Origin of the sequence: Aeromicrobium panaciterrae (assembly GCF_031457275.1) — a bacterium.
GTDB lineage: Bacteria > Actinomycetota > Actinomycetes > Propionibacteriales > Nocardioidaceae > Aeromicrobium > Aeromicrobium panaciterrae_A.
Genome location: NZ_JAVDWH010000001.1, coordinates 346,544 through 370,413 on the forward strand (window position 1 = coordinate 346,544; position 23,870 = coordinate 370,413).

The 23,870-nt window shown below is 63.1% G+C and carries 22 protein-coding genes; 9 read left to right on the forward strand and 13 right to left on the reverse strand.

Annotation, left to right across the window (positions count from 1 at the left end):
- Nucleotides 1-26 precede the first annotated feature (26 nt).
- From J2X11_RS01755 to gyrB, 3 genes are read right to left on the reverse strand one after another with little or no spacing between them, the layout of a single operon-like run.
- Complete coding sequence (locus J2X11_RS01755; RefSeq protein WP_309965950.1) at nt 27-860, reverse strand: DUF3566 domain-containing protein; 834 nt, start codon at nt 858-860, stop codon at nt 27-29.
- Entirely contained in the window at nt 857-3,406 is a 2,550-nt protein-coding gene (gene gyrA, locus J2X11_RS01760; protein WP_396127844.1) for a DNA gyrase subunit A, read from the reverse strand. The genes J2X11_RS01755 and gyrA overlap by 4 nt, the downstream gene beginning before the upstream one ends.
- Nucleotides 3,407-3,416: 10 nt before the next feature.
- Nucleotides 3,417-5,402, reverse strand: coding sequence for a DNA topoisomerase (ATP-hydrolyzing) subunit B (gene gyrB / locus J2X11_RS01765; RefSeq protein ID WP_309965953.1), 1,986 nt, complete (start codon nt 5,400-5,402; stop codon nt 3,417-3,419).
- A gap of 226 nt (nt 5,403-5,628) precedes the next feature.
- On the opposite strand from gyrB, the gene J2X11_RS01770 reads away from it, so the two are divergent.
- Entirely contained in the window at nt 5,629-6,423 is a 795-nt protein-coding gene (locus tag J2X11_RS01770; protein ID WP_309965957.1) for a phosphatase PAP2 family protein, read from the forward strand.
- A gap of 1 nt (nt 6,424) precedes the next feature.
- On the opposite strand, the gene J2X11_RS01775 is transcribed toward J2X11_RS01770, so the two are convergent.
- From J2X11_RS01775 to dnaA, 5 genes are all read right to left on the reverse strand, one after another.
- Nucleotides 6,425-6,913 (reverse strand): DciA family protein, encoded by a 489-nt coding sequence (locus J2X11_RS01775; RefSeq protein ID WP_309965960.1) that lies wholly within the window; start codon nt 6,911-6,913, stop codon nt 6,425-6,427.
- Entirely contained in the window at nt 6,906-8,030 is a 1,125-nt protein-coding gene (gene recF, locus J2X11_RS01780; protein ID WP_309965963.1) for a DNA replication/repair protein RecF, read from the reverse strand. Before recF ends, J2X11_RS01775 begins: the two co-directional genes overlap by 8 nt.
- A 5-nt stretch (nt 8,031-8,035) precedes the next feature.
- Nucleotides 8,036-8,956 carry a phosphogluconate dehydrogenase (NAD(+)-dependent, decarboxylating) gene (gene gnd, locus J2X11_RS01785; protein WP_309965966.1) on the reverse strand — a complete coding sequence of 307 codons (921 nt, stop codon included), beginning with the start codon at nt 8,954-8,956 and terminating at the stop codon, nt 8,036-8,038.
- A 20-nt stretch (nt 8,957-8,976) separates the two neighbouring features.
- Nucleotides 8,977-10,119, reverse strand: a complete 1,143-nt coding sequence (dnaN, locus tag J2X11_RS01790) for a DNA polymerase III subunit beta (RefSeq protein ID WP_309965968.1) — start codon at nt 10,117-10,119, stop codon at nt 8,977-8,979.
- 385 nt (nt 10,120-10,504) lie between these two features.
- Nucleotides 10,505-11,968, reverse strand: a complete 1,464-nt coding sequence (gene dnaA, locus J2X11_RS01795) for a chromosomal replication initiator protein DnaA (RefSeq protein ID WP_309965971.1) — start codon at nt 11,966-11,968, stop codon at nt 10,505-10,507.
- A gap of 352 nt (nt 11,969-12,320) precedes the next feature.
- Here dnaA and rpmH point away from each other — a divergent pair, with 352 nt between their 5' ends.
- Genes rpmH through J2X11_RS01835 form a run of 8 tightly spaced genes read left to right on the forward strand, consistent with a single transcriptional unit; the run spans nt 12,321 to nt 17,044 of the window.
- A complete protein-coding gene (gene rpmH, locus J2X11_RS01800; protein ID WP_309965974.1) occupies nt 12,321-12,458 on the forward strand; it encodes a 50S ribosomal protein L34 in 138 nt (45 codons plus the stop codon).
- A gap of 25 nt (nt 12,459-12,483) precedes the next feature.
- Nucleotides 12,484-12,798, forward strand: a complete 315-nt coding sequence (gene rnpA, locus J2X11_RS01805; protein ID WP_396127845.1) for a ribonuclease P protein component — start codon at nt 12,484-12,486, stop codon at nt 12,796-12,798.
- Entirely contained in the window at nt 12,795-13,061 is a 267-nt protein-coding gene (yidD, locus tag J2X11_RS01810; protein WP_309965983.1) for a membrane protein insertion efficiency factor YidD, read from the forward strand. Before rnpA ends, yidD begins: the two co-directional genes overlap by 4 nt.
- Nucleotides 13,046-14,050, forward strand: a complete 1,005-nt coding sequence (gene yidC, locus J2X11_RS01815; RefSeq protein ID WP_309965986.1) for a membrane protein insertase YidC — start codon at nt 13,046-13,048, stop codon at nt 14,048-14,050. Before yidD ends, yidC begins: the two co-directional genes overlap by 16 nt.
- On the forward strand, nt 14,050-14,523 hold the full coding sequence (locus tag J2X11_RS01820) for a Jag family protein (RefSeq protein ID WP_309965989.1): 474 nt from the start codon (nt 14,050-14,052) through the stop codon (nt 14,521-14,523). Before yidC ends, J2X11_RS01820 begins: the two co-directional genes overlap by 1 nt.
- A 1-nt stretch (nt 14,524) precedes the next feature.
- Nucleotides 14,525-15,160, forward strand: coding sequence for a 16S rRNA (guanine(527)-N(7))-methyltransferase RsmG (rsmG, locus tag J2X11_RS01825; protein WP_309965993.1), 636 nt, complete (start codon nt 14,525-14,527; stop codon nt 15,158-15,160).
- A 43-nt stretch (nt 15,161-15,203) separates the two neighbouring features.
- On the forward strand, nt 15,204-16,151 hold the full coding sequence (locus J2X11_RS01830; RefSeq protein ID WP_309965995.1) for a ParA family protein: 948 nt from the start codon (nt 15,204-15,206) through the stop codon (nt 16,149-16,151).
- Nucleotides 16,151-17,044, forward strand: a complete 894-nt coding sequence (locus J2X11_RS01835) for a ParB/RepB/Spo0J family partition protein (protein ID WP_309965998.1) — start codon at nt 16,151-16,153, stop codon at nt 17,042-17,044. The genes J2X11_RS01830 and J2X11_RS01835 overlap by 1 nt, the downstream gene beginning before the upstream one ends.
- Before the next feature lie 80 nt (nt 17,045-17,124).
- On the opposite strand, the gene trxA is transcribed toward J2X11_RS01835, so the two are convergent.
- From trxA to J2X11_RS01860, 5 genes are all read right to left on the reverse strand, one after another.
- Nucleotides 17,125-17,457, reverse strand: coding sequence for a thioredoxin (trxA, locus tag J2X11_RS01840; RefSeq protein WP_309966001.1), 333 nt, complete (start codon nt 17,455-17,457; stop codon nt 17,125-17,127).
- A 35-nt stretch (nt 17,458-17,492) separates the two neighbouring features.
- Entirely contained in the window at nt 17,493-18,449 is a 957-nt protein-coding gene (trxB, locus tag J2X11_RS01845; RefSeq protein ID WP_309966004.1) for a thioredoxin-disulfide reductase, read from the reverse strand.
- A gap of 79 nt (nt 18,450-18,528) precedes the next feature.
- The gene (locus J2X11_RS01850; RefSeq protein ID WP_309966007.1) at nt 18,529-20,100 is read right to left on the reverse strand and encodes a protein kinase family protein; all 1,572 of its coding nucleotides are present in this window, start codon (nt 20,098-20,100) and stop codon (nt 18,529-18,531) included.
- 60 nt (nt 20,101-20,160) lie between these two features.
- Nucleotides 20,161-21,795 carry a murein biosynthesis integral membrane protein MurJ gene (gene murJ, locus J2X11_RS01855; protein ID WP_309966010.1) on the reverse strand — a complete coding sequence of 545 codons (1,635 nt, stop codon included), beginning with the start codon at nt 21,793-21,795 and terminating at the stop codon, nt 20,161-20,163.
- Nucleotides 21,788-23,848 carry a DUF6049 family protein gene (locus J2X11_RS01860; protein ID WP_309966015.1) on the reverse strand — a complete coding sequence of 687 codons (2,061 nt, stop codon included), beginning with the start codon at nt 23,846-23,848 and terminating at the stop codon, nt 21,788-21,790. Before J2X11_RS01860 ends, murJ begins: the two co-directional genes overlap by 8 nt.
- Nucleotides 23,849-23,870: the final 22 nt, after the last annotated feature.

Genomic DNA, 23,870 nt, shown 5'->3' on the forward strand with positions numbered 1-23,870 from the left:
CATGCTCCGGCCCAAAACGGGTGGAGTCAGTTCTCCTCGCCGAACGTGACCTCGACGCCACCGAGAACTTGAGCCGCGAGGTTGTAGAGGTGAGCACCGATCGTGGCGAGTGCTGTCATCAACACCACGTTGATCGCAGACAGCACCAACGTCAGGCCAATCAGGCGCCAGAACCCGAGATAGTCAGTGATGTCGAAGCTCGACGAATCATCGCTGAGCACCGACGTAACTGCCTCGTTGACCTGGTCCCAGACACCGGCAACATTGAGAACAACCCAGAAGATCGTCATGGCCACCACGCCAACGATCATCATTGCCACCGAGACGGCGAACGCGATGCGCGCTACCGACCACGGCTCGATGTGATTGAGGCGAAGGCTCGCCTGGCGATTGGACGCAACGGCTGGCGCCGCTGCCGGTGCGGCAGCCAATGGCTCGTCCTTCACAGCGGGGATAACGGACGTGGTCGCCGGCGACGGAGTCGTCGTACGTGCGTAGTCCGCCGCGGTCAACGGCCGCGTGGGCTTCACCGGTTCGATTCGACGAGGCTTCTCGGCCTTGGTGGGCGCGATCTTTGCTTCGGCGGCCGCGATCTCTCGAGCTCGACCCTTGTCGGTCTCCGAGCCCATGGAGTTCACCGCAGGCGCCTCCGTGGTCTCGGTCTCGTCGGTGGAATCTTCGTCCGTTGCTACATCGTCCGACGACTCGTCGGTTGCTGCCTCAGCCTGCTTGAGTCCGGGCTTCTTCTTCGGAGCGATCTTCTTCACGGGTTTGGGCAGGCGCGGAATGGCTTGCGACGTGGCAGCGTCCCCCGCACCAGAACCCGGGACCGAGTCTGGCTCTTGCCGTTCGTCGTTCACTCGCTCTGCTCCTCGTCAGTCGACGGTTCCTCCGTTGAGGTCTCGTCCGACGGAAGCTCAGCGTTGCGTGCAATAGTCACGACGCGGTCATCCCCCTTGAACTTGACGAAACTCACCCCCATCGTGTCACGTCCCTTCACAGGCACACCTGCTACGAGACTACGGGTGACCTGTCCACCCGCCGTGACACTGATGACGTCGTCACTGTCCTTGAGCACCAAACCGCCGACAAGCTCTCCGCGAGAGTCGGTGATCTGCATAGCCTTGATGCCGAGTCCGCCACGTCCCTGCTGACGGTATGCGTCGATGCGCGTCTTCTTGGCGAAGCCACCATCGGTCACCGTGAACACGTACAGCTGGTCCTCTTCGGGGACTTCGTCCTGGTCTGCGTTCTCCTGACGGATCACCGTCATCGAGAGCATCGCGTCACCGTCGCGGAACTTCATGCCGGTGACACCCGAGGTTGCACGGCCCATCGGACGCAGCTGCTCGTCGTCGGCCTTGAAGCGGATCGACTGAGCCTTGCGCGAGATCAGCAGCAGGTCATCCTCGGGGTTGACCAGCTCGGCACCGATCAGCTCGTCGTCGTCCTCGCGGAAGTTGATCGCGATGACGCCGGCCTGGCGCGGGCTGTTGTAGTCAGTGAGTCGGGTCTTCTTGACCAGACCGCGACGAGTGGCGAGCACGAGGTACGGCGCCGATTCGTAGTCACGGATGGCGAGTACCTGTGCGATCTCTTCGTCGGGCTGGAACGACAACAGTCCGGCGACGTGTCCACCCTTCGCATCGCGGCCCGCTTCGGGCAGCTGGTAGGCCTTGGCCCGATAGACCCGCCCAGCCGTGGTGAAGAACAGAATCCAGTGGTGGCTGGTGGTCGAGAACATGTGGTTGACCATGTCGTCGCCGCGCAGCGCGGCACCACGTACGCCCTTGCCACCGCGATTTTGCACTCGGTAGAGGTCGGTCTTGGTGCGCTTGGCGTAGCCACCCTTGGTGATCGTCACGACGACTTCCTCATCGGGGATGAGGTCCTCGTCCGACAGATCGCCATCGGCGGGGATGATCTGCGAGCGGCGAGGAGTGCCGAACTTGTCGACGATTCCGGCGAGTTCCTCGGACACGATCGAGCGCTGACGTTCAGGCTTGGCCAGGATGTCCTTGAAGTCAGCGATCTTTTCTTCGAGGGCGGCCAGTTCGTCCATGATCTTCTGGCGCTCGAGGGCCGCAAGACGGCGCAACTGCATTTCGAGGATCGCGTTGGCCTGGAGCTCGTCGATCTTGAGCAGCTTGATGAGTCCGGCGCGTGCCTCTTCGACCGTCGGGCTGCGACGAATCAAGGCGATGACCTCATCGAGAGCATCGAGTGCCTTCGCGAGACCGCGGAAGATGTGCGCGCGTGCTTCAGCTTCGTCGAGGCGGTACTGAGTGCGCCGCTGGATGACTTCGATCTGGTGGTTGATCCAGTGGCTGACGAACTGATCGAGCGTCAACGTACGAGGCACGTCATCAACCAGGGCCAGCATGTTGGCGCTGAAGTTGGTCTGCAGCTCGGTGTGCTTGTAGAGGTTGTTGAGCACAACGCGTGCGACGGCGTCCTTGCGGATCTCGATCACGATACGACGGCCGACGCGCGACGACGTCTCGTCGCGCAGATCCGAGATGCCCTGGATGCGACCGGTGTTGACCAGTTCGGCGATCTTGCGCATCAGGTTGTCCGGGTTGACCTGGTAGGGCAGTCCCGTGACAACGAGCTGGATGCGGCCCTTGGTGTCTTCTTCGATTGAGACGATGGCGCGCATCATGACCGAACCGCGGCCCGTGAGGTACATGTCTTCGATGCCCTTGGTGCCGACGATCAAAGCATCCGACGGGAAGTCGGGGCCCTTGATCCGCTCGAGCAGCGCCGCAAGAAGTTCTTCCTTGCTGGCCTTGGGGTTGGCGAGCGCCCACTGCGCACCTTCGGCAACCTCGATCAGGTTGTGCGGCGGAATGTTGGTCGCCATGCCGACAGCGATGCCGGCCGAGCCGTTGACCAGGAGGTTGGGGATGCGGGCCGGCAGGACTGTCGGCTCCTGCGAGCGTCCGTCGTAGTTGGGACGGAAATCAACAGTGTTCTCGTTGATGTCACGCACCATCTCCATCGCGATGGGAGCGAGACGGCACTCGGTGTAACGCATGGCGGCAGCGCCATCGTCGCCCGGTGAGCCGAAGTTGCCCTGGCCGTCGATCATCGGTGCGCGCATCACCCACGGCTGGGCGAGACGTACGAGGGTGTCGTAAATCGCGGTGTCACCGTGCGGGTGGTACTGACCCATCACGTCACCGACGATGCGCGAACACTTGGAGAATCCGCGGTCGGGTCGGTAGCCACCGTCGAACATCGCGTAGAGAACGCGGCGGTGCACTGGCTTGAGGCCATCGCGTACGTCGGGCAGAGCGCGCGACACGATAACGCTCATCGCGTAGTCGATGTACGAGCGCTGCATCTCGTCCTGCAGCTCAACGCCTTCGATGCGGTCGTGCTCGGGAGGGGTCGTTTCAGTCACGGTCTATCCCTTAGATGTCGAGGAAACGTACGTCTTTGGCGTTGCGCTGGATGAAGGCCCGTCGTTGCTCGACGTCCTCACCCATCAGGATCGTGAACATCTCATCGGCCATCGCCGCGTCCTCGAGCGTCACCTGTCGCAGAATTCGGTTGGCCGGGTCCATCGTGGTGTCCCACAGCTCGCTGTCGTTCATCTCACCAAGACCCTTGTAGCGCTGGATCTGCTGGCCGACTTCCTTGGGAAGACGCTTGCCCTCCGTCGCACCCGACTCGAGCAGCGCATCGCGCTCGCGGTCGGAGTAGGCGAGCTCGTCGGGGGAGTTGCTCCACTTGATCTTGTAGAGCGGCGGTTGCGCGAGGTAGACGTGGCCGGCATCGATCAGCGGCTTCATAAACCGGAAGAGCAGCGTCAACAGCAGCGTCGAGATGTGCTGGCCGTCGACGTCAGCATCGGCCATCAGCACGATCTTGTGATAGCGAAGCTTGGCCATGTCGAAGTCTTCGTGCACGCCTGTGCCGAGCGCCGAGATGATCGCCTGGACCTCCGCGTTCTGAAGGATCTTGTCGATGCGCGCCTTCTCGACGTTCAGGATCTTGCCGCGCAACGGGAGGATCGCCTGCGTACGAGGATCACGGCCACCCTTGGCGGAACCACCGGCCGAGTTGCCCTCGACGATGAAGACTTCGCACTCTTCGGGATCGCGCGACGAGCAGTCGGCGAGCTTGCCCGGAAGTCCGCCACCACCGAGCAGTCCCTTGCGGTTGCGCGCCAGGTCGCGAGCCTTGCGGGCCGCCATACGAGCGGTCGCCGCGTCAATCGACTTGCGGACGATCGTCTTGCCCTCGGCGGGGTGCTGCTCGAACCATGCGCCGAGCTCGTCGTTGAGGACGGACTGTACGTAGGACTTGGCCTCGCTGTTGCCGAGCTTGGTCTTGGTCTGACCTTCGAACTGTGGCTCTTCGAGCTTGATCGAGACGATCGCCGTAAGACCTTCACGGATGTCCTCGCCCGACAGGTTGTCGGTCGCCTTCTTGATCAGACCCTGGGTGGTGGCGAACTTGTTGACCGTCGTGGTCAGGGCCGCACGGAAACCTTCTTCGTGCGTTCCGCCCTCGTGGGTGTTGATCGTGTTGGCGAAGGTGTGGACCGACTCGATGAAGCTGTCGTTCCACTGCATCGCGATCTCAAGCGACAGTCCCTTGGACTCGTCCTCGGACTCGAGCGCGATGATGTCGCGGTGGATCGGTGACTTGCTGCCAACGTTGATGTGCTCGACGTAGTCGACCAGTCCCTTGTCGTAGCGGAACCTCGCATCACGCTCGATCTCGTCAGCCGACTCGTCATCACCTTCGTGCTCGCGGTCGTCGCGCAGCACGAGCTCGAGGCCCTTGTTGAGGAACGCCATCTCTCGGAATCGCGTCTTGAGTGTGTCGTAGCTGTAGTCGACAGTGTCGAAGATGTCGGCGCTGGCGAAGAACGTCGTCGTGGTGCCGGTCTCGTCGGTCTTTTCGTGGCGCTTGAGTGGCGCGTCAGGTTCGCCGTACGTGAACGACTGGGTCCAGCGGTAGCCATCGCGCTTGATCTCGACGTGGAGCTTGGTCGACAGCGCGTTGACGACCGAAACGCCGACGCCGTGCAGACCACCCGACACCTTGTAGCCGCCACCGCCGAACTTGCCGCCCGCGTGCAAAGAGGTGAGCACGAGTGTCACCGCCGGGATCTTTTCTTCCGGGTGCTCATCAACTGGGATGCCACGACCGTCGTCCTCGACCCGGATTCCACCGTCGGCCTGCATGATGACCTTGATGTGACTGGCGTAGCCCGCGAGTGCTTCATCGACTGAGTTGTCGACGACTTCGTAGACCAAGTGGTGCAGTCCTCGCTCACCGGTGGAGCCGATGTACATACCGGGACGCTTGCGTACGGCCTCCAGTCCTTCGAGAACCTGGATGTTGCTGGCGTCATATGTTGCTTCAGGATCTGGAGTTTGGCTCACCTAATCAGTATACGGGCCGGTTACGGGCCTCCCAGCTTCTACCCACATGTTTCGGGAGTGGTTTCTTGACGCCTACGTGGCCCTCAGAGCCACAGAAGGGCGTCTGTGACGACGTGGGAGGTCCCCATCTGAGCCCAGATAGGGCCTTGGCGCTGAAAATGCGGTCACGGTTTGCATCGTGGACCTCGGAGATTGGTCGCTGGGATCCATCAGGCATCGTTGAGGTATGTCCCTCACCGCAACCCGTCGCGACACCACAGCCGCAGCTGTGGCGACGGCGTTCGTCTCGGTTGCGACACTGGCATTGCTCGTACGGTTCGCGCTCAATTCTGACCGCGGCCAGCAGTGGGATGACTCCGCGATGCGAACCGTCATCGCGGGTCGCGACGCCCAACTGACTCTCCTCAGCGTGCTTGGGTACGTGTCGATCGGCGCGATTTTGGCTGTGGCCCTGGCGTGTGCCGTGGTCGCACTCTTGCGAGGTCAGCCGCGCATCGGCGCTGCCGCCGCGGTGGTGTTGGTCGGCGCGAACCTCACAACCCAGATTCTGAAGGAAAGCGTGCTCGAGCGACCCGACCTCGGCCTCGGCACTCTCAACAGCTTGCCGAGCGGTCACACGACTGTTGTCGCAAGCGCCGTTGGCGCCGCCTTGTTGGTGGCGCCGGGAGTGTTTCGCCCGGTCGTCGCCCTTGCTGGCGGTTTCGCCACAACACTCACGGGCGCATCCACCGTCGTCGCTGGCTGGCATCGCCCGGCCGATGTGATGGCGGCATTGGCGATCAGTCTGCTGTGGACTGCGGTGGTCGCGGCAGCCATCCACGGGCCGCGCCACCCAGTGCGCGGAACACTCGTCAGCGCCGCCGCCGGTTGCGTCGGGGGGCTCGCGTTCTTGGTGGCGGTCGGCGTACGCCCTGCCTACGGCTGGGTCGGGTTCACTCAGGCCTCACTCGTTCTTGGCGCCGTGACAGCCGTGACCGCATTATTCGTTGTCGCAGCCGCCGCCGTCTCACCCTCGGAGTAGCTCAGCCGTAGGTATCGCGCGGACCCCGCGCACCCTTCACGGAGCGAAGGCCCTTCTTCCAGGACGGCGCCTGCGGTCCACGTACGACAATGCGCAGCACCGAACCGTCACCGAACTCTTCGTTGAGCTTGGCCACGATGCGCGGCGCCAACATCCGCAACTGAGTCGCCCAAGCGGTCGAGTCGGTACGTACTTCGACCTCGCCGTCCTCGAACGCGATCACCTCGGAGTGCTGCGCCACCTCGGCGCCGACGATCTTGGGCCAATCGGTGAACACCCGCTGAGACGCGAGCTTCTCGGTCCAACCCTGGTTCTCGACGAGCTCGCCGAGCACATCGCTCAAAGCGCTCGGTTCGTCGCGATTGGGTCGGGCAGGCTTCGATGGGCGTGATTTTCGCTTGGCGTTCTGGCCGGTCTGTTTGGCGCCGCGGTAGCTGTTGGCGATCTCGCGGGCGAGTCGCAGCGCGTCTTGCTCTTCGGGTTCAGTCACGAACAACCTCCCCACCAGCGACTCTGAACCGGTGACCCTTGAGGGCATCCGGCACATCTTCGGCAACTGCACCTGTGACCAGAACCTGCTCGGCATCACCAACGAGCTCGGCCAACTGCTGTCGGCGACCTTGGTCGAGCTCCGCGAACACGTCGTCGAGGATCAGCACCGGGTCGTCATCATCTTTGCGCAGCAATTCGAAGGACGCCAGCCTCAGCGCGAGCGCCAGTGACCAGGATTCGCCGTGACTGGAATAGCCCTTCGCGGGGAGCGATCCGATGACCAGCGTCACGTCATCACGGTGCGGACCGACCAGGCTGATACCTCGATCGATCTCGTCGCCTCGACGCCGGGCCACCTCTTCAAGGAGCGCGCCGTGAATCGTTGCCGCGTCTCGTAGGTCTTCCGCGAGCTCAAGCGATGGCTTGTAGGTCGCCGTGATCTCACGCCGGTCCGGAGCAGCTTCGGCGGCGACGCGTACGTACGCTTCGCCGAGGAATGGGTCGAGTTCGTCGAGCAGTTTGAGTCGCTCGGCGATGAGTTCGGCGCCCGTACGCGCGAGGTTCTCGTCCCAGATGTCGAGGGTTGAAAGATCCGCATCTCTACGTCGGCCGGCCGACTTGAGCAGAGTGTTGCGCTGCTTGAGCACTCGTTCGTAGTCCGAGCGAACCCCGGCCAGCCGCGGCGTGCGCAGAACCAGCAGTGAGTCGAGAAATTTTCTGCGATCCGAGGGGTCTCCCTTGACCAGGTCGAGGTCATCGGGCGAGAACATGACGGTTCGGAGCACGCCGACGAGGTCACGCGTACGCGGCAGTGCTCCCCGGTTGATCCGCGCACGATTGGCTTTGCCTGGTGTGATCTCGAGCTCGAGCAGCGCGGTGCGATCTCCCTTGACGACATCGGCCCGGATCACCGCCTGGTCGGCACCCGCTTTGACGAGCGGGGTGTCACTCGCGACTCGGTGTGACTCCAGGCGGGAGAGGTAGTCGATGGCTTCGACGAGGTTGGTTTTGCCCTGACCGTTGGCGCCAATGAACGCTGTCGCTCCGGGTTCGAGGTCAATCTCAACTGCGGCGTACGACCGGAAGTCGTGCAAGGACAGCCGGGAAACGTGCATGCGAGCTAGGCGTCCTTGGGGTCGTGCCCTGCTTCAGCTGCAGCCTGTACCGCGTGACCGCCGAACTGGTTGCGCATCGCGGCAACTGCCTGCATCGCCGGCGACTCGTCCTGACGCGACGAGAAGCGAGCGAAAAGTGACGCGGCGATCGTGTGTACGGGGACGGCGTTGTCGATCGCGGCCTCCACGGTCCACCGGCCCTCGCCTGAATCCTCGGCGTAGCCGCGAATTTTTGAGAGGCCCGGGTCCTCTTCGAGCGCCTTGACCAGCAGGTCGAGCAGCCACGAACGAACGACGGTGCCCTGGCGCCACGAATCGAAAACCGCGGTGACGTTGTCGACGATGTCGACCTTTTCGAGAAGCTCGTAGCCCTCGGCGTAGGCCTGCATCATGGCGTACTCGATGCCGTTGTGAACCATCTTGGAGAAGTGGCCCGCTCCGACGCGGCCCGCGTGCACAAATCCGGAGTCACCTTCGGGCTTGAGCGCGTCGAACACCGGCTGCACCTTGCTGATGTCGGCCTTGTCGCCACCCGCCATGAGCGCGTAGCCGTTTTCGAGACCCCAGACACCTCCGCTGACACCGCAGTCGATGTATCCGATGCCCTTTTCAGCTGCGAGCCCCGCGTGAACCTCGTCATCGGTCCAGCGTGAGTTGCCGCCGTCGATGATGACGTCGCCCTTGTCGAGCAACTCGATCAGCTCGGTGACCGTGGCGCGAGTGATGTCGCCGGCCGGGACCATGACCCAGACGACCTTGGGTGACGGGAGCTTCTCGACCATCTCGGCAAGTGACGCGACGTCGCTGACCTCGGGATTGCGGTCGTATCCGACGACGCCGACCTTCCCGTTGCGCAGGCGGGTGCGCATGTTGCCACCCATCTTGCCGAGTCCGACGAGACCGATTTCCATGGCCGAGGCCTCCAAAAGATTCAGTACTGCGAGGTTCAGTTCTGCAAACGTACGGGCATGATCAAGTAGCGGAAGGCAGCGTCGGGATCGGCGCCAATCTCCTGGACGCCCGAAATTGCTGCAGGCTTCGTGTGCTGGGTGAACGACAGGTGCACGACCGGATCGGACATGACCGCCAGACCCTCGAGCAGATAGTTCGGGTTGAAGCCGATCGAGATGTCCGCACCGTTGATCGTGGCTTCGAGTGACTCAGACGCCTGCGCCTCTTCGCCGCTGCCGGCCTCGAGGAGAAGTTGCCCGTCCGAGAAGCTCAGGCGAACAGGGGTGTTGCGCTCGGCAACCAGGGCCACGCGCTTGACCGAGTCGACGAACTGCTGAGTGTCGACATAGGCCACAGTCTCAGGCGCTGCCGCGAAAAGCTGACGTACGCGGGGGAAGTCACCCTCGAGGAGTCGAGTCGTCGTACGGCGGGTGCCGTTGCCCACCACGCCTTCGAATCCGATGAGTCCATCACCCGCGTCACCCGAGGAAACGGCGATCGTGATGTCGCCTCCAGCGGTGAGCGCACGCGCAGTCTCGCCAAGAACACGGGCCGGAACCAGCGCCTGGGCCGAGATGTCGGCCTTTTCGGGGTACCACTGCAAATCACGGAGGCTAGCGCGGAATCGATCGGTGGCCATCAGCGAGATGGTCGAGCCCTCAAGCTCGAGGCGCACACCCGTCAGCAGCGGAAGCATTTCGTCGCGACCAGCGGCAGCGCTCGCCTGGGCGACCGCAGTAGCAAAGTCGTCAGCCTTGATCGTGCCCGAAGCCGTGGGCATTTCGGGCAGCTGCGGGTATTCCTCGACCGGCATCGTCTGCAGGCTGAACCGAGCGTTGCCGCATACAACCTGAACCTTGGTTCCGTCGAGGGTGACCTCTACCGGCTTCGGCGGCAGGGACTTCACGATTTCGGCGAGCAAGCGGCCCGAAACCAGAGCGCGGCCATCAGCCGAGACTTCAGCCGGGAGCGTCGCGCGAGTGGAGGTCTCGTAGTCGAATCCCGAGAGTGTGAGTCCGTCGGAGGCCGTTTCGATGAGCAGGCCGGCCAGCACGGGGACGCTCGGACGGTTGGGCAAGCTGCGCGCCGTCCATGCGACGGCGTCCGCGAGTGTGTCGCGGTCGATGCGGAACTTCACGTGGTGGGGCCTTTCCGAAGACGGGAGCCGTGGGGATGAATCCTGCCACGCGACGTACGCGCGGAGGTAGCCAGGGGAAGGTCTGTTTTGGTCGTCCACATGTGGGACGAACTGTGACTTCCACGGGTCTTGTCGAGATATAGAAGAGTAGTCGTCGTAGTAGCGTCTGTGGATTCGGTGGAAAACCCGTTTTTGTGCTGGTCAGAGAGCATTTCGACCGGTGGACAACCTGTGGTGTTGGAGTGGGTGAACCTACGGGTGCTTGTGAACATCCGTCCGGCGTTCACACCGTGTTCACACTGGGACATCAGATGTCCACGTGACCTGAGGGTTTTCCCACAGACTCTTCCCCAGATGTGAATGGTCCCGATAGGCCATTCACGGGTCATGACTGGCGAGCCTGCTGCTTGATGCGGGCTGTGAGCTCAGTGACCTGGTTGTAGACGGCGTGCTTTTCGGCCATCAGCTTGCGAATCTTGCGATCGGCGTGCATCACCGTGGTGTGGTCACGATTGCCGAATTCCTGGCCGATCTTGGGCAGGGACATCTCGGTCAGCTCACGGCAGAGGTACATAGCGATCTGGCGTGCGAGCACCAGGTTGCGACTGCGGTTGGCACTGCACAAGTCGTCGATCGAGAACTCTGAGTAGGCAGCTGTCTGGGCCATGATCATGCCGACGGAGATGTCAGGCTCTTCACCTTCGGCGATCAGATCCTTGAGCACGATCTGGGCGAGCTGGAGATCGACCGTCGTGCCATTGAGGTTGGCGAAGGCCGTGGCACGGATGAGTGCACCTTCGAGCTCACGGATGTTGGTCTGCACCTTGCTCGCGATGAACTCGAGGACATCGGCCGGCGCGGTCAGCTTCTCGTTGGCTGCCTTCTTGCGAAGGATGGCGATACGAGTTTCGAGATCTGGGGGCAGTGTCTCCGTGGTGAGTCCCCACTCGAAGCGGTTGCGCAGACGATCGTCGAGCGTCGTGAGGTTCTTGGGCGGCCGATCCGACGTCATGACGATCTGCTTGTTCTCGTTGTGCAGCGCATTGAACGTATGGAAGAACTCGGTCTGCGTGGCTTCCTTGCGCTCGATGAACTGGATGTCATCGACCAGAAGAACGTCGATCTCGCGGTACTTGCGACGCAACGCAGACGTACGGTTCTCACCGATCGCGTTGATGACGTCGTTGACGAACTCTTCGCTGCTGACGTAGCGAACGCGTGATGACGGGTAGAGATTGAGCACGTAGTGGCCAATGGCGTGAAGCAGGTGCGTCTTGCCAAGTCCGGACTCACCGTGGATGACCAACGGGTTGTATGCCTTGCCGGGTGCTTCGGCGACTGCCACTGCTGCGGCGTGCGCAAAGCGGTTGGATGAACCGATGACGAAGTTCTCGAACAGGTAGCGCGGGTTGAGCCTGGCTTCGGCGACGCTTCCGATGCGCGGCGGGGCGGTTTTGCGCTCGGCCCAGCTCGGAACGAACTCGTGCTGGTCGTCCTCATCGAGGTCTTCGTCAAGGTCTTCAGCGACCGCGACACCATTCTGCGAGTTTGTCGACAAGTCGTCTTGTTGACTCATCCGATCCAAGGTTGCTGGCTCGATCGTGACGATCAGTCGCGTCTCCTGCTGGAGCGCCATGCTGATGGCGTGCTCAAGCGCAGGCCGCACTCGGGACTCGAGCTGCGCACGAGTCAGATCGTCCTGGACGGCGACGATCATGATGTTGTCGTGCAGGCTCAGCGGCTTGGCGGAGTAGACCCACACCTTGGCGCCGGGGGAGAGCGTGTCGACAGCCTGCTGCCACACCGAATCGAGGTACTCCTCGGGAGTGGGCTCCTGGCCGTCGCTCATCCAATGCCTCCCGACAGGGTCATTCAAAGTATGTGTTCCACATGGTTTTCCACAGGTTGTGAATGCAAATTAGGCCCATGGTGGGCCTTGTGGAAAAGTCGATACCGCGGTGACGCTAGCAGCCTTACTGAGCGCATACAAGCGGTTTTCCCCAGCTTGTCCAACCTTCTCGGCGTGTCGCGTGGACGTTGTGACTGAGGTGGCGTATGGGTATCAGTTTGACCGTCCGTGAAGGCACCGCGTACCGTGGACTAGTCGTGCTAAGCGACGACTGCCGTGTGCCCACGAAATGCGATTCGTGTCGTGGGCGAGCGGTGGCCGTTGAAACGGTCCAATCCCCCGTGAGGAACTCATGAGCAAGCGTACTTTCCAGCCGAACAACCGTCGTCGCTCCAAGAAGCACGGCTTCCGCCTTCGCATGCGCACCCGCGCCGGCCGCGCGATCCTCGCTGATCGCCGCCGCAAGGGCCGCGCCAAGCTGTCTGCCTGAGTCGTTGCTCGCGCGCGCTCAACGCATGCGCACCGGGGAGGACTTCCGGCACACGATTCGTCGTGGGGCCAAAGGCGTACAACCCACCCTTGTCACACATGTCGTTCCAGGAACCGGCGGACCCACGTCCGTCGGTTTCGTCGTGAGCAAAGCCGTCGGATCTGCCGTTGACCGCAACCGGGTCAAGCGTCAATTGCGGCACCTGATGCGGGAGAGGGTCACCTCGCTTCCGCCTGGCACGAAGGTCGTTGTGCGGGCATTACCGTCGAGCGCTGGGTCACCCTCGTCGACGCTCGCGAGTGAACTCGACCTGGCACTGTCGCGAAGCGGTGCCCGATGAAGTACCCGATCATCTGGTTCCTGAAGGCCTATCGCTTCGCGATCAGCCCGCTGTACGGCCAGGTGTGTCGTTACCATCCGACCTGCTCCGCCTACGCTTTGCAGGCCGTGGAGACTCATGGTGCGATCCGAGGGGTTTATCTGGCTGCGCGTCGCGTGATGCGGTGCCATCCCTGGGCCGCCGGTGGATATGACCCCGTCCCACAGACACACAGTCTCAAGAACGTGAACCAGCACAGAGGAGAACAATGTTCGGCTTCCTAGGCGACATCGGATCGGCCATCATGACGCCGCTCTACTACGCCGTCTCCGCAGTGCTGCTGGCTTGGCACCGTGCATTTCAGGCACTCGGCCTGCCCGAGCACTCAGGCTGGACCTGGGCGCTGGCCATCGTTGGTCTGACGATCACGATCCGCGCTGCGCTGATCCCGCTGTTCGTGCGGCAGATCAAGTCGAGCCGCAACATGCAGCTCCTGCAGCCGCAGATCAAGGAGCTTCAGAAGAAGTACGCACACGATCGCGAGAAGCTGACCCAGGAGCAGATGAAGCTCTGGAAGGAAACCGGCACCAACCCGTTTGCCTCGTGCCTCCCGTTGATCCTGCAGATGCCGATCTTCTTCGCGCTGTTCCGCACGATTGATCGCGCGACTCACGGTGACCCGAAGGGCTTCCTGAGCATTGGCGACGCTGCTTCGCTCGAGAACGCCAAACTGCTCGGCGCCAAGATTGCCGACACGTTCCTCAAGACGGAACTGACTGAGACGCGCATCCTCACGATGACGCTGGTCGTCGCGATGTGCATCACCCAGTTCACGACTCAGCGTCAACTGATGTCCAAGAACATGCCCGCTGATGCAATGAGCGGTCCGTACGCGCAGCAGCAGAAGATGCTCCTCTACGTACTCCCAGTCGTCTTTGCCGTCGGTGGTGTGGCCTTCCCCCTCGGCGTCCTCATCTACTGGACCACGTCGAACCTCTGGACCATGGGTCAGCAGTTCTACGTGATCCGCCGCAACCCGGCGCCCGGTACGCCTGCATTCAAGGCGAAGCAGGACCGTGACAAGGCACGCGGCAAGACCGTGGCCGAAGACCCGCTGAAGAACCCCGAGATCGAGGCTCCCAAGCCCGCGCCACGTGCGCAGCCGAAGAACCAGCCGCGCAGCCAGCGCAAGAAGGCCTCGCCGCCGGCGAAGCCACAGCAGCCAAAGAAGAAGCCGGACATCACGGCCAAGGATCCAGAGAAGGACGTCTGATGAGTGACCTCGCGAAAGAACTGGAGAAGGAAGGCGACATCGCCGCCGACTTCCTCGAAGAACTGCTCGACATTGCTGACCTCGATGGCGACATCGACATGGACGTCGATGGCGACCGTGCAGCCGTTGAAATCGTCGGTGGCAACCTTGACCACCTGGTCGGTCGCGACGGCGAAGTGCTTGACGCTCTGCAGGAGCTGACTCGCCTCGCGGTTTACCGCGAGACCGGTGAGCGCAGCCGTCTGATGCTCGACGTTGCAGGTTTCCGTGCCGCACGCCGTACCGAGTTGGTCGCAGTTGCCGAAGGCGCTGTAGAGAAGGTCAAGGGTGGCGAGGCGTCTGTGTCCTTGTCGGCCATGACGCCGTTCGAGCGCAAGGTTGTCCACGACGCCGTTGCAGCCGCCGGACTCAACAGCGCGTCAGAAGGCGTCGAGCCCCAGCGCTACGTCGTCGTCCTGCCGGCCTCGGAGTGACATGAGCTCTGACGAGCGCCCCGATGTTTCACGTGAAACACCCCCGTCGTCCGCGGCGGGGGTGTTCTCGTCACAACTCCCTGTGGCGGAGCAGTACGCAGATCTTCTCGCCACCGAAGGCGTTGTGCGTGGGCTGATTGGTCCGCGCGAGGTTCCGCGCCTGTGGGACCGCCACATCCTCAACTCAGCCGTCGTTCTCCCGCGTGTGCCTCAGGGAGCCACCGTGGCGGACGTGGGCACCGGTGCGGGCCTTCCAGGCCTGGTGTGGGCGATTGCTCGCCCTGACCTGAAGGTGACGCTGATCGAGCCCCTGCTGCGCCGTACGACCTTCCTGGACGAGGCTGTGGTGAAGCTGGGGCTCGCGAACGTGACTGTCCTGCGCGCACGAGCAGAAGACGTCAAGGAGACATACGACGTGGTGACGGCCCGTGCGGTGGCGCCCATGGACAAGCTGGGTCGCTGGTGCCTTCCATTGGTCCGCAAGGGCGGTGTTCTCCTCGCCCTGAAGGGGCGTACGGCCGAAGAAGAAGTAAAGGCTTCGACGGCGACCCTTCACCGACTGGGCGCGACGACTATCGTGGTCTCGACGTACGGGGAAGCTGACAACCCCACGACCGTGGTGGAGGTGACCAAATGAGCAGCATTGGTCATGTTTCACGTGAAACCACCGAAGGAGCGAAGTGAACTCACCCGCACCATCGGCCGCGTCCTACGGCGCCACACCCGTGCCGAGCCATGACGCCTCCACTCCGTTGGCCGCGGAGGCCCAGGAGCACGTAGAACTGGCCCAGCGCGTGTCCGAGGCGCAACGCTTCGATAGGCCCGAGCAAACCCGTGTCTTCGTCGTGGCGAACCAGAAGGGTGGCGTTGGCAAGACCACGACTACCGTCAACATCGCTGCTGCGCTGGCTATGCGTGGACTTCGGGTGCTGGTCATCGATCTCGATCCACAGGGCAACACCTCAACAGCGCTGAACATCCCTCACCAAGAGGGCACGCCTGGTGTCTACGAGGCGATCGTTGACGGCACGGATCTCGACGAGCTCGTACGCCCGTGCCCCGACATTGAGGGTCTGACGGTTCTGCCGGCTTCGATCGACCTCGCTGGCGCCGAGATCGAGCTCGTGTCGCTGGTTGCTCGTGAGTCCCGCCTCGACCGTGCCCTGCAGGCCTATCTCAAGGATTGCGTGGAAGCGGGCGACCGAATCGACTATGTGCTGATCGACTGCCCGCCGTCGCTGGGCCTGCTGACCGTCAATGCGATGGTGGCTGGCCGCGAGGTACTCATTCCCATCCAGTGCGAGTACTACGCGCTCGAGGGTCTTGGTCAGTTGGTGCGCAACATCGAACTGATCCGGTCGCACCTCAATCCCAAGCTTGAGATCACCACGATCCTTCTGACGATGTTTGATGCGCGCACGCGGCTGTCATCCGGCGTTGCCGAAGAGGTGCGCGCCTACTTCGCCGACAAGGTACTCAAGACCGCGATACCCAGATCGGTGCGGATCTCTGAGGCACCGAGCTATCAGCAGTCTGTGCTGACCTATGACGGTGCATCGTCTGGTGCGCTGTCCTATCTCGAGGCGGCTCGTGAAATCACGATCGCCAGTTCCAAGGAGAGCAGCTGATGGCCGCGACACGTCGAGGACTCGGACGCGGTCTTGAAGCTCTGATCCCTTCTGGTCCTGAAGAGGCCAAGGCATCAGGACTCCAGCAGATCGAGGGAGCCAGGTTCGCCGAGCTTCCTCTCGATCAGGTGGTGCCCAACCCCAGACAGCCACGACAGGTCTTCGACGAAGACCACATGGCAGAGCTCGTCCACTCCATCAAGGAGGTCGGACTTCTCCAGCCGGTCGTCGTCCGCGAGGTCGCCAAGGATCGCTACGAGCTGATCATGGGCGAGCGTCGTTGGCGAGCCCATGGCCTGGCTGGCAAGGACACCATCGGTGCCATCATCCGGGACACCTCGGATGAGGACCTGCTTCGAGACGCACTCCTGGAGAACCTCCACCGATCCAACCTGAACCCTTTGGAAGAGGCTTCGGCCTATCAGCAGCTGCTGGAAGATTTCGGCTGCACCCATGACGAGCTGGCGACCCGCATCGGTCGTTCGCGTCCTCAGATCAGCAACACCATCCGGCTCCTCAAGCTGACCCCGGCAGTCCAGCGACGTGTCGCTGCTGGCGTTCTGTCGGCCGGCCATGCCCGAGCTTTGGTGGGTATCGAGAACACCGAGATCCAAGATCGACTGGCGACTCGAGTCGTTGCCGAAGGGCTCTCGGTACGTGCTCTTGAAGAGATCGTGGCGGTCGGTCCGAAGGCCACCAAGGAAGCTCGGAAGGTCAGGCCGACCATGTCGGCCCCGAAGCTCGCCGACCTCGCAGAGCGGCTCTCAGAGCGCTACGACACTCGGGTGAAGGTCGACCTCGGCCGGTCCAAGGGACGCATCACTGTCGAGTTCGCAACGCTCGAGGACCTCGAGCGCATCGTCGACATGATGGATCCAAAAGGCAACAAGTAGGTTTATCGACATAACGACTTAGCGATATAGAAAGACCCGGCTCCCGTGAGGGGCCGGGTCTTTCGTTGTGTTGCTGGGGATCAGGCAGTGTGCTCTTCGAGCTCACTGAGGATCGCGGACTTGGGACGAACGCCCACGAGCGATCGGACAACTTCACCCTTGTAGTAGAGGTTCATCGTCGGAAGACCGGTGACCCGGTACTTGGCCGGCGTGACCGGGTTGGCGTCCGCGTCCATCTTGAGGATCGTCAACTTCTCGCCCTTCTCGGTCGCGATCTCTTCGAGGATCGGAGCGAGCTGACGACACGGGCCGCACCAGCTGGCCCAGAAGTCGACAAGCACGGGGCCCTCAGCATTGAGGACGAGCTCGTCGAAGTTGGCGTCCGTTACGGCCGCGAGAGTGCCTTCTGCCATGGTGTGTCTCCTTGAGGTCTGTAACTAGTTAAACGTCAGGCGCTGACAGATATTCCGTGCTCGATGTCAGCGAGGTAGCGCTCGGCATCGAGTGATGCAGCGCAGCCTGTGCCGGCGGCCGTGATGGCCTGGCGGTAGGTGTGGTCGACGAGGTCGCCGGAAGCGAACACTCCTCGTACGTTGGTCTCGGTCGTGCCGGGCTTGACGAGAACGTAGCCCTCGTCGTCGAGCTCGACTTGGCCCTTGAGGAGCTCCGATCGCGGGTCGTGTCCGATCGCGATGAAGAGTCCGGTCGCATCCAGCTTGCGGAGCTCACCGGTCACGGTGTCGCGAAGAGTAAGGCCCTCGAGCTTGTCGGTTCCGTGGATCTCGGCGACCTCGGAGTTCCAGGCGTACTCGATCTTGTCGTTGGCGAACGCACGGTCCTGCATGATCTTGCTGGCTCGCAACTCACCGCGGCGATGGACCAGAGTCACCTTGCTCGCGAAGCGGGTCAGGAAGGTGGCTTCCTCGAGTGCAGAGTCGCCACCGCCGACGACGACGATGTTCTGCTCACGGAAGAAGAAGCCATCACACGTCGCACACCAGCTGACGCCGTGACCCGAGAGTCGGTCCTCGCCCTCGACCTCAAGCTTGCGGTAGCCGGAGCCCATGGCGAGGACAACAGCCTTGGCCTTGTAGGTCTTGCCATCGGCGAGGCTGACGGTCTTGATGTCACCCTGGAGGTCGACAGCGGTGACGTCGTCAGTGATCAGCTCGGCACCAAAGCGCTCGGCCTGGGCGCGCAGCTTGTCCATGAGCTCGGGGCCCATGATGCCGTCCTCGAAGCCGGGGAAGTTCTCAACGTCAGTCGTGTTCATCAGGGCGCCGCCAGCCGTCACCGAACCCTCGAAGACCAGAGGGTTGAGGTTGGCACGGGCAGCGTAGATCGCAGCGGTGTAGCCCGAAGGTCCCGAGCCGATGATGATGAGGTTGCGTACGTCGTCGCTCATTGCGTTTTCGCCTTAATCTGAAGTCACTGACACAACGAATCCTAGGCTGCGGGTATTCCGGAAGCTGGGTGAACCCGGACTAGGACCGTCCGCGGATGACAACTTCCCGAATCTCGCCTCTGAAGGACCCGGGTTCGACCTCAGGAACCTTCCTGAGCCACACGATCAGATAGCGGGTCACCTCGCCTGATTCGAGCGACATGGAAGCGTCCACACCGGCGCCATCGAGCACCGCCACCTGCCTGAGGTCCTTCAGCGTTCGCGGGACCTTCTTCTCATCGGGAGGGGCGATATAGATCGACAGGTCGGTTGGCGTGCCGCCGAGCAGAATGCGCACACTGTCGACCTCCCGAGGCCCGCCGAGGTCGAATACGAGGCCGACGCCGTCCTTGAGTCCACCGAGCGATGCCGATCCGAGGTAGTTGGACGTCTGCCACCCAGTGATGAGCTTGCCGTCGATAGCGCGTCGCGCGAGTCCGGGGTTCTCCTCACCGTCGTCGCCGAAGGGATCAAAGTCACCCACGCGTTGCACCGGAAGGATCCGGATGGGCGAGGACTCGTCGATCGCGTCGCTAGGGCTGTCATTCGTCGAGCGGCCGACCAGGAAGGCGAGCACGGTCGCGATCAGCACCACCACACCAACGCCGAGCAGGACCAGTCCGCGGTCGCCCTTCGCAGCCAGGCGGGCGCGCTCGACATTGCGTTCCATGGTGGTCGGGGGAGCCGGCTCGTACGCCTTGGGGCGACGTCGTGGCGGCTCAAGCCCGGGGGGTGGCCCGACCGGACGGATGACGGGGTCGAGGCGCAGGAGATCGGGTGACGAAATGCCCGTGAGGCTTGGTTGCTCGTCGTGCACTTCTTCGTCCTCGCCAGACAGCCGCAGTGTGCGGGCGATGTCTGCGGCACTGCGGAGCGGAGACTCGTGGTGGAGGGGCGGAACTCCGAGAATGCGGTCGGCGACGGTGTCGACGTCACGGGCAACACCGGCGCGCACCTGACGCGGGCGCAGCAACCGCCCGTGCTCGGTCGGTGCAGCGCGCAGTCCGTCGACCTGTGCGCCGGGCCAGCGGCTCACCAGGCACGCGTAGAGCAGTTTGCCGAGCGCCTGGACGTCGAGCTGCTCGTACGCCTGCAGATCCGCCAGGGAGTCGTGGCGGCCGACAGGTGACAGCGCCGTCGTCACGCCTAGACCGACGACCCGTACGGCTCCGGACTCCTTGAGCAGTACCTGGTGCGGGGTGAGGCGGCGGTGGTAAACGCCGTGCTCGTGCGCGTGAGCGATCGCCTCTGCAACTTCAGCCACGACCGTTGCCGCACGGCGGTTGGGCAGGGGTGACTGAGCCAGCAGCTGATCGAGCGGGAACGCGCGTGCCCATTCACGTACGACGAGGTGGTGGCGCTGTTCGTCCTCGATCAGGTCGAGAACTCGCAAGAATCGAGGGTCCGTGACCGACGTGGACTCGCGCGCCGCTTCGAGGAAGTGATCGGCACGCGGATCGGAGCTCGACAGCATCTCGATGCCGACATTGCGGTTGAGAATCTGGTCGTGTGCCCGCCACGTCGTCGAGCCGAGCTTTTCGCTTACGAGGTCCTGGAGTTCGTAACGGTGCGCGAGCACATCTCCGGAGGCCAGTGGCCGCCTGTCGCTCATCAACCGCCCCTTCTACGCTCACCGGCCATGCTACGGGCCGCACAGCGCAGTCGTGGGCAATCAGGCCCGGCGGCGCAGGGTTTTCACGAGGTACGACAGTTGGTCCATCCGCAGGAGCTTGGTCGCGATCACGAAGGCAGTAGCGCCGCCGGTACCCGCGATGATCGCTGTCGGCAATCCGCCGGACGGTTTGGACTGGTCCAGACCCGCTGATTCGAGACCTGCCGCGCTGGCGAGCATCGCGACGGCGGCCACGCCGGCTGCAACGACGAGCTTGCCAGCAAAGACGAGCATCTCGCGATCGATCACGGATCCAACGGTTCGGCCAAGGAGTGTTGTCGACAGGATCGAGCCGACTACGTAGGCAATGCCGAAGGCGAACGCGAGCATCATGGCGACGCGTGCCGGCTCGACCAGCGACGTCAATGCGACCGCCGCGACGATGTTGACCGCGGCGATGACGACCTGGATGTAGAACGGCGTACGGGTGTCCTCGTTGGCGTAGAAGCCGCGCAGCATCAAGTAGTGCACGGTGAAGGCGACCATCGCGATCGAGAACGCCTGGATAGCCCATCCGATCGCGGTCGAGCCGCCCTCGAGGTTTCCGGCAAGGTTGGTGATCGTCGCGATCTGCTGTCCGAGGCACGCAATGGCCACGGCAAGGGGAACAATAATGACGAGCGCCAGGCGCACGGTGCGGGCCAACTCGATGCGGAAGCGACCGAACTCACGGTCGGCGGCAAAGCTCGACAACATCGGGATGATCGCGGTTGCCAGCGAGACGGTGATGACCCCGTGCGGAACCTGACTGACCAAGAAGCCGAGGCCGTAGACGTACGAACCGGCGGCATCCTCGCCGTTGGCGGCGCCTTCGAGGGTCGCCCGGTTGCCGAGCCGGATGATCACGATGTAGGCGATTTGGTTCACCACGATGAAGCCGAGCGTCCACAGGGCGAGGCGCAGAGTGTGGCTCAGGCCCACACCACGGAAGTCGAAGCGAGGCTTGAAATGGAAGCCGGCCTGGCGAAGAAATGGGACCAGCACGGCTGTCTGCAAGGCAATGGCGGCCGTAGATCCGAGGCCGATCAATAGCGCCTGTGAGGTCGTGAATCCATCGACTCCGTCGGACGAACCGAAGACCATCGCGTAGACGATAAGTACTGCAATGGCAGCAAGGTTGTTGACGATTGGCGCCCACATCATCGGTCCGAACCGCTGGCGGGCGTTGAGCACCTGGCCGACCAGGACGAACGCGCCGTAGAAGAAGACCTGCGGCATGCACAGCAGCATGAGGAGCTGGGCGGACTCGCGCTGCTCGGCGTTGGCAGCCGAGAACAGCTCGCCGTCATAGAAGACGTGCAGTAGCAGGGGGACAGCGATCATCAGGATCGCCGTCGCGGTGGCGAGGACGAGCAGACCGAGGGTGATGACACGGTTTGCGTACGCATCGCCGCCGTCGGGGTCCTGTTTCATGCTGCGGACAAGCTGCGGCACCAGGACAACGTTGAAGATGCCGCCGGCGACGAGGATGTAGAGCGCGTTCGGGATCGTGTTGGCTGTGTCGAAGATGTCGGCATCGAGCGATTTGCCGATCACGAATACCAGCAGCAGCATCCGTAGCAGACCGGTGATGCGGGAGAAGATCGTGCCGAGCGCCATCCAGGCGCTCGCGCGTGCGATGCCGGCGTCAGTCATCGTCGGCTAGCCGTTCGGTTGTACTGCTCCCGGTACGACGTCGGTGGAAGCGGCGGAACAGCGCTACCAGAACCAATACGCCGGCAAGACCGATCGCGACCCAGAGCACGACACCGATCTGGCTGGAGCGGACATTGAACGCCTTGGACTCCGCAATCACCGCGCCGCCGGACGAGACTAGTTTCGCCGTCAGCTGCGTGGTGCTCTGTTGGCCGAGGTCGATGTTGACCGTGAGGGTCTGCCGCTCTCCGGCGGCAATGTTCACCGGCTTGACCGAGGGGACATCAAGAGCAGGGTTGCTGGAGTCGAGGTCGATGCCGACTCGCAGGTCGTAGGAGGTCTCGTTGATGATCGTCAGCGGGAAACCGCCTGACGAGCTCGACAGAGTCACAGAGGGTGGACCCTCGATCTTGATCTTGGCCATCTCAGCCACCGCGCGTGAAGCCAGATTGTTGGCCACGGAGATGCCGAGTGGTGGATCGCTGCGCCAACGTACGCCGAGGAGTCCAGCGACCTCGCGAGAGTAGGTAGCGTCGACGCTCTGGTCGTCGTCGGTGACGATCGAGGTCAGTGCGTCACCGGCCTTGCTGAGGTCTGAGGCCGCCTGGAGCTGTGCTCGACTGACCGTACGTGCGGTCGACTTCGCCGGCACACGGCCGGAGTACTTCGACACCTGCCGCGTGAGTACGTCATCGAGTGTCGACCCGCTGGTGAAGGGTGAGCTGAAGACAGACGCGAGTCCACCAGTTGTGGGTCGGGGACCCGGGTTCCAGGTCGGATCGACCATGGTGACGGCGTCCGCCCGAGACGTTGGATCAAGCGCGCGCTGGAGTCCGGCCAAGGCTGCGTCGCTGAGGATGCGCTGACGGAGGCTCACGACGGACGATCCGCCTGGAACGTTGGCGATTACGTCGTTGACCAGCAGCGGAATGGGCCCACTCGCGGATTCGTAACTGACGATCGAGCCCAGCCGACGCTCCCATCCCGGCACTGACGACGGCGTGACGATCAGCGGGGTCTCGCCATCGCGGCGTTCAGCTCGCAGCAGCCCGGCGGTGGCGCCGTTCTTGGTCGGCCAGGTGACGCGGCGACCGGTCAGTTGGTACGTCGTGAGGGCTGATCGAGTCGCGGTGTCGACTGCGGCTGTGAGACCGCGGCGGAGATCTGGATTGTCGGTCAGGGCGAGGACGTCGGGTCGGTCAAACCCGAGAATCCAGACGTTCTGCGAACGTACGTACGCCAGCAGCTCCTGCAGGAACCGCTCCGCCTGCGACGCCTGTAGGTCGGTGAGCTCGACCTTCTTGGCGATGAGCCTCTTGTTGGCGATGTCGTCGATGCCGACCAGGAGCGCGGGATCGAGCAGGACCGTCGACGATCGCGGCGGAAGACTCTTCGCGAGATCGAGAAGGTTGCGTAGCTGGCCGCCCGCGCCGATGGAAGTCAGCGTGGCCAGTGGGTCGTGGTAGTTGCCGTCGGCTGCCCGGTAGTCCGGCACGAGGAACGGCCACACGACTGTCGTGGGAACAGGCTTCTGACCGGGGGCGATGCTCGGCAGGAAGGTCGTCGCTGCCGCGATCGCATCATTGCTGCGAGACCCGTCGGTGTCCGTACCGAGGACCTGCACGCCCATCGGGTAGACGCCGGCACTCCCCGAGATGCCGAGCTGCTCGTGCGGCACCTTGACCTGGAAAGCGACCGATCGTCCGGGGGCGAGAGTGCCGAGCTCGTCGTATGCGCCGGTCTCGATCACCCGCGTACCGGAGTTGGCGGCGCCGTTGGCGATCGCGTCATCGAGCTGCGCGCGAGTCGTGAAGGGGTTCGTGGGGATGACGAGGTAGGCCTGAACTTTGCGCCACGGGTGATCGTCGTTGTTGGTGATCGTGCCTCGTACGGTGACATCCGAACCGGCCTTGAGAAAGCTCGGCTTGAGGGTCGTGATCGTGACGGCGAGGTCGGGATCCTTGTCGGCCGCCTGAGAGGGAGCGCTGACAAGAAGCGTCGCAACGATCGTCGTCAGGAGCGCCATGCTGATGCGACGACGATGGCTGCTCACCTGAACATGCTAGAGGTCGTCG

What these genes read in the sequence shown, in the direction of transcription:
- dnaA (WP_309965971.1), bottom strand. Translation starts at nt 11,968, where the DNA reads ATGAGCGACGGCCAGGAGCCCACTCCCGAGGAGTACCTCGATTCGGTG.
- yidC (WP_309965986.1), top strand. Translation starts at nt 13,046, where the DNA reads ATGTTCGGCTTCCTAGGCGACATCGGATCGGCCATCATGACGCCGCTC.
- recF (WP_309965963.1), bottom strand. Translation starts at nt 8,030, where the DNA reads ATGCACGTTTCCCGGCTGTCCTTGCACGACTTCCGGTCGTACGCCGCA.
- J2X11_RS01835 (WP_309965998.1), top strand. Translation starts at nt 16,151, where the DNA reads ATGGCCGCGACACGTCGAGGACTCGGACGCGGTCTTGAAGCTCTGATC.
- murJ (WP_309966010.1), bottom strand. Translation starts at nt 21,795, where the DNA reads ATGACTGACGCCGGCATCGCACGCGCGAGCGCCTGGATGGCGCTCGGC.
- trxA (WP_309966001.1), bottom strand. Translation starts at nt 17,457, where the DNA reads ATGGCAGAAGGCACTCTCGCGGCCGTAACGGACGCCAACTTCGACGAG.
- yidD (WP_309965983.1), top strand. Translation starts at nt 12,795, where the DNA reads ATGAAGTACCCGATCATCTGGTTCCTGAAGGCCTATCGCTTCGCGATC.
- J2X11_RS01820 (WP_309965989.1), top strand. Translation starts at nt 14,050, where the DNA reads ATGAGTGACCTCGCGAAAGAACTGGAGAAGGAAGGCGACATCGCCGCC.
- J2X11_RS01770 (WP_309965957.1), top strand. Translation starts at nt 5,629, where the DNA reads ATGTCCCTCACCGCAACCCGTCGCGACACCACAGCCGCAGCTGTGGCG.
- rnpA (WP_396127845.1), top strand. Translation starts at nt 12,484, where the DNA reads ATGCGCACCGGGGAGGACTTCCGGCACACGATTCGTCGTGGGGCCAAA.
- trxB (WP_309966004.1), bottom strand. Translation starts at nt 18,449, where the DNA reads ATGAGCGACGACGTACGCAACCTCATCATCATCGGCTCGGGACCTTCG.
- rsmG (WP_309965993.1), top strand. Translation starts at nt 14,525, where the DNA reads ATGAGCTCTGACGAGCGCCCCGATGTTTCACGTGAAACACCCCCGTCG.
- J2X11_RS01850 (WP_309966007.1), bottom strand. Translation starts at nt 20,100, where the DNA reads ATGAGCGACAGGCGGCCACTGGCCTCCGGAGATGTGCTCGCGCACCGT.
- rpmH (WP_309965974.1), top strand. Translation starts at nt 12,321, where the DNA reads ATGAGCAAGCGTACTTTCCAGCCGAACAACCGTCGTCGCTCCAAGAAG.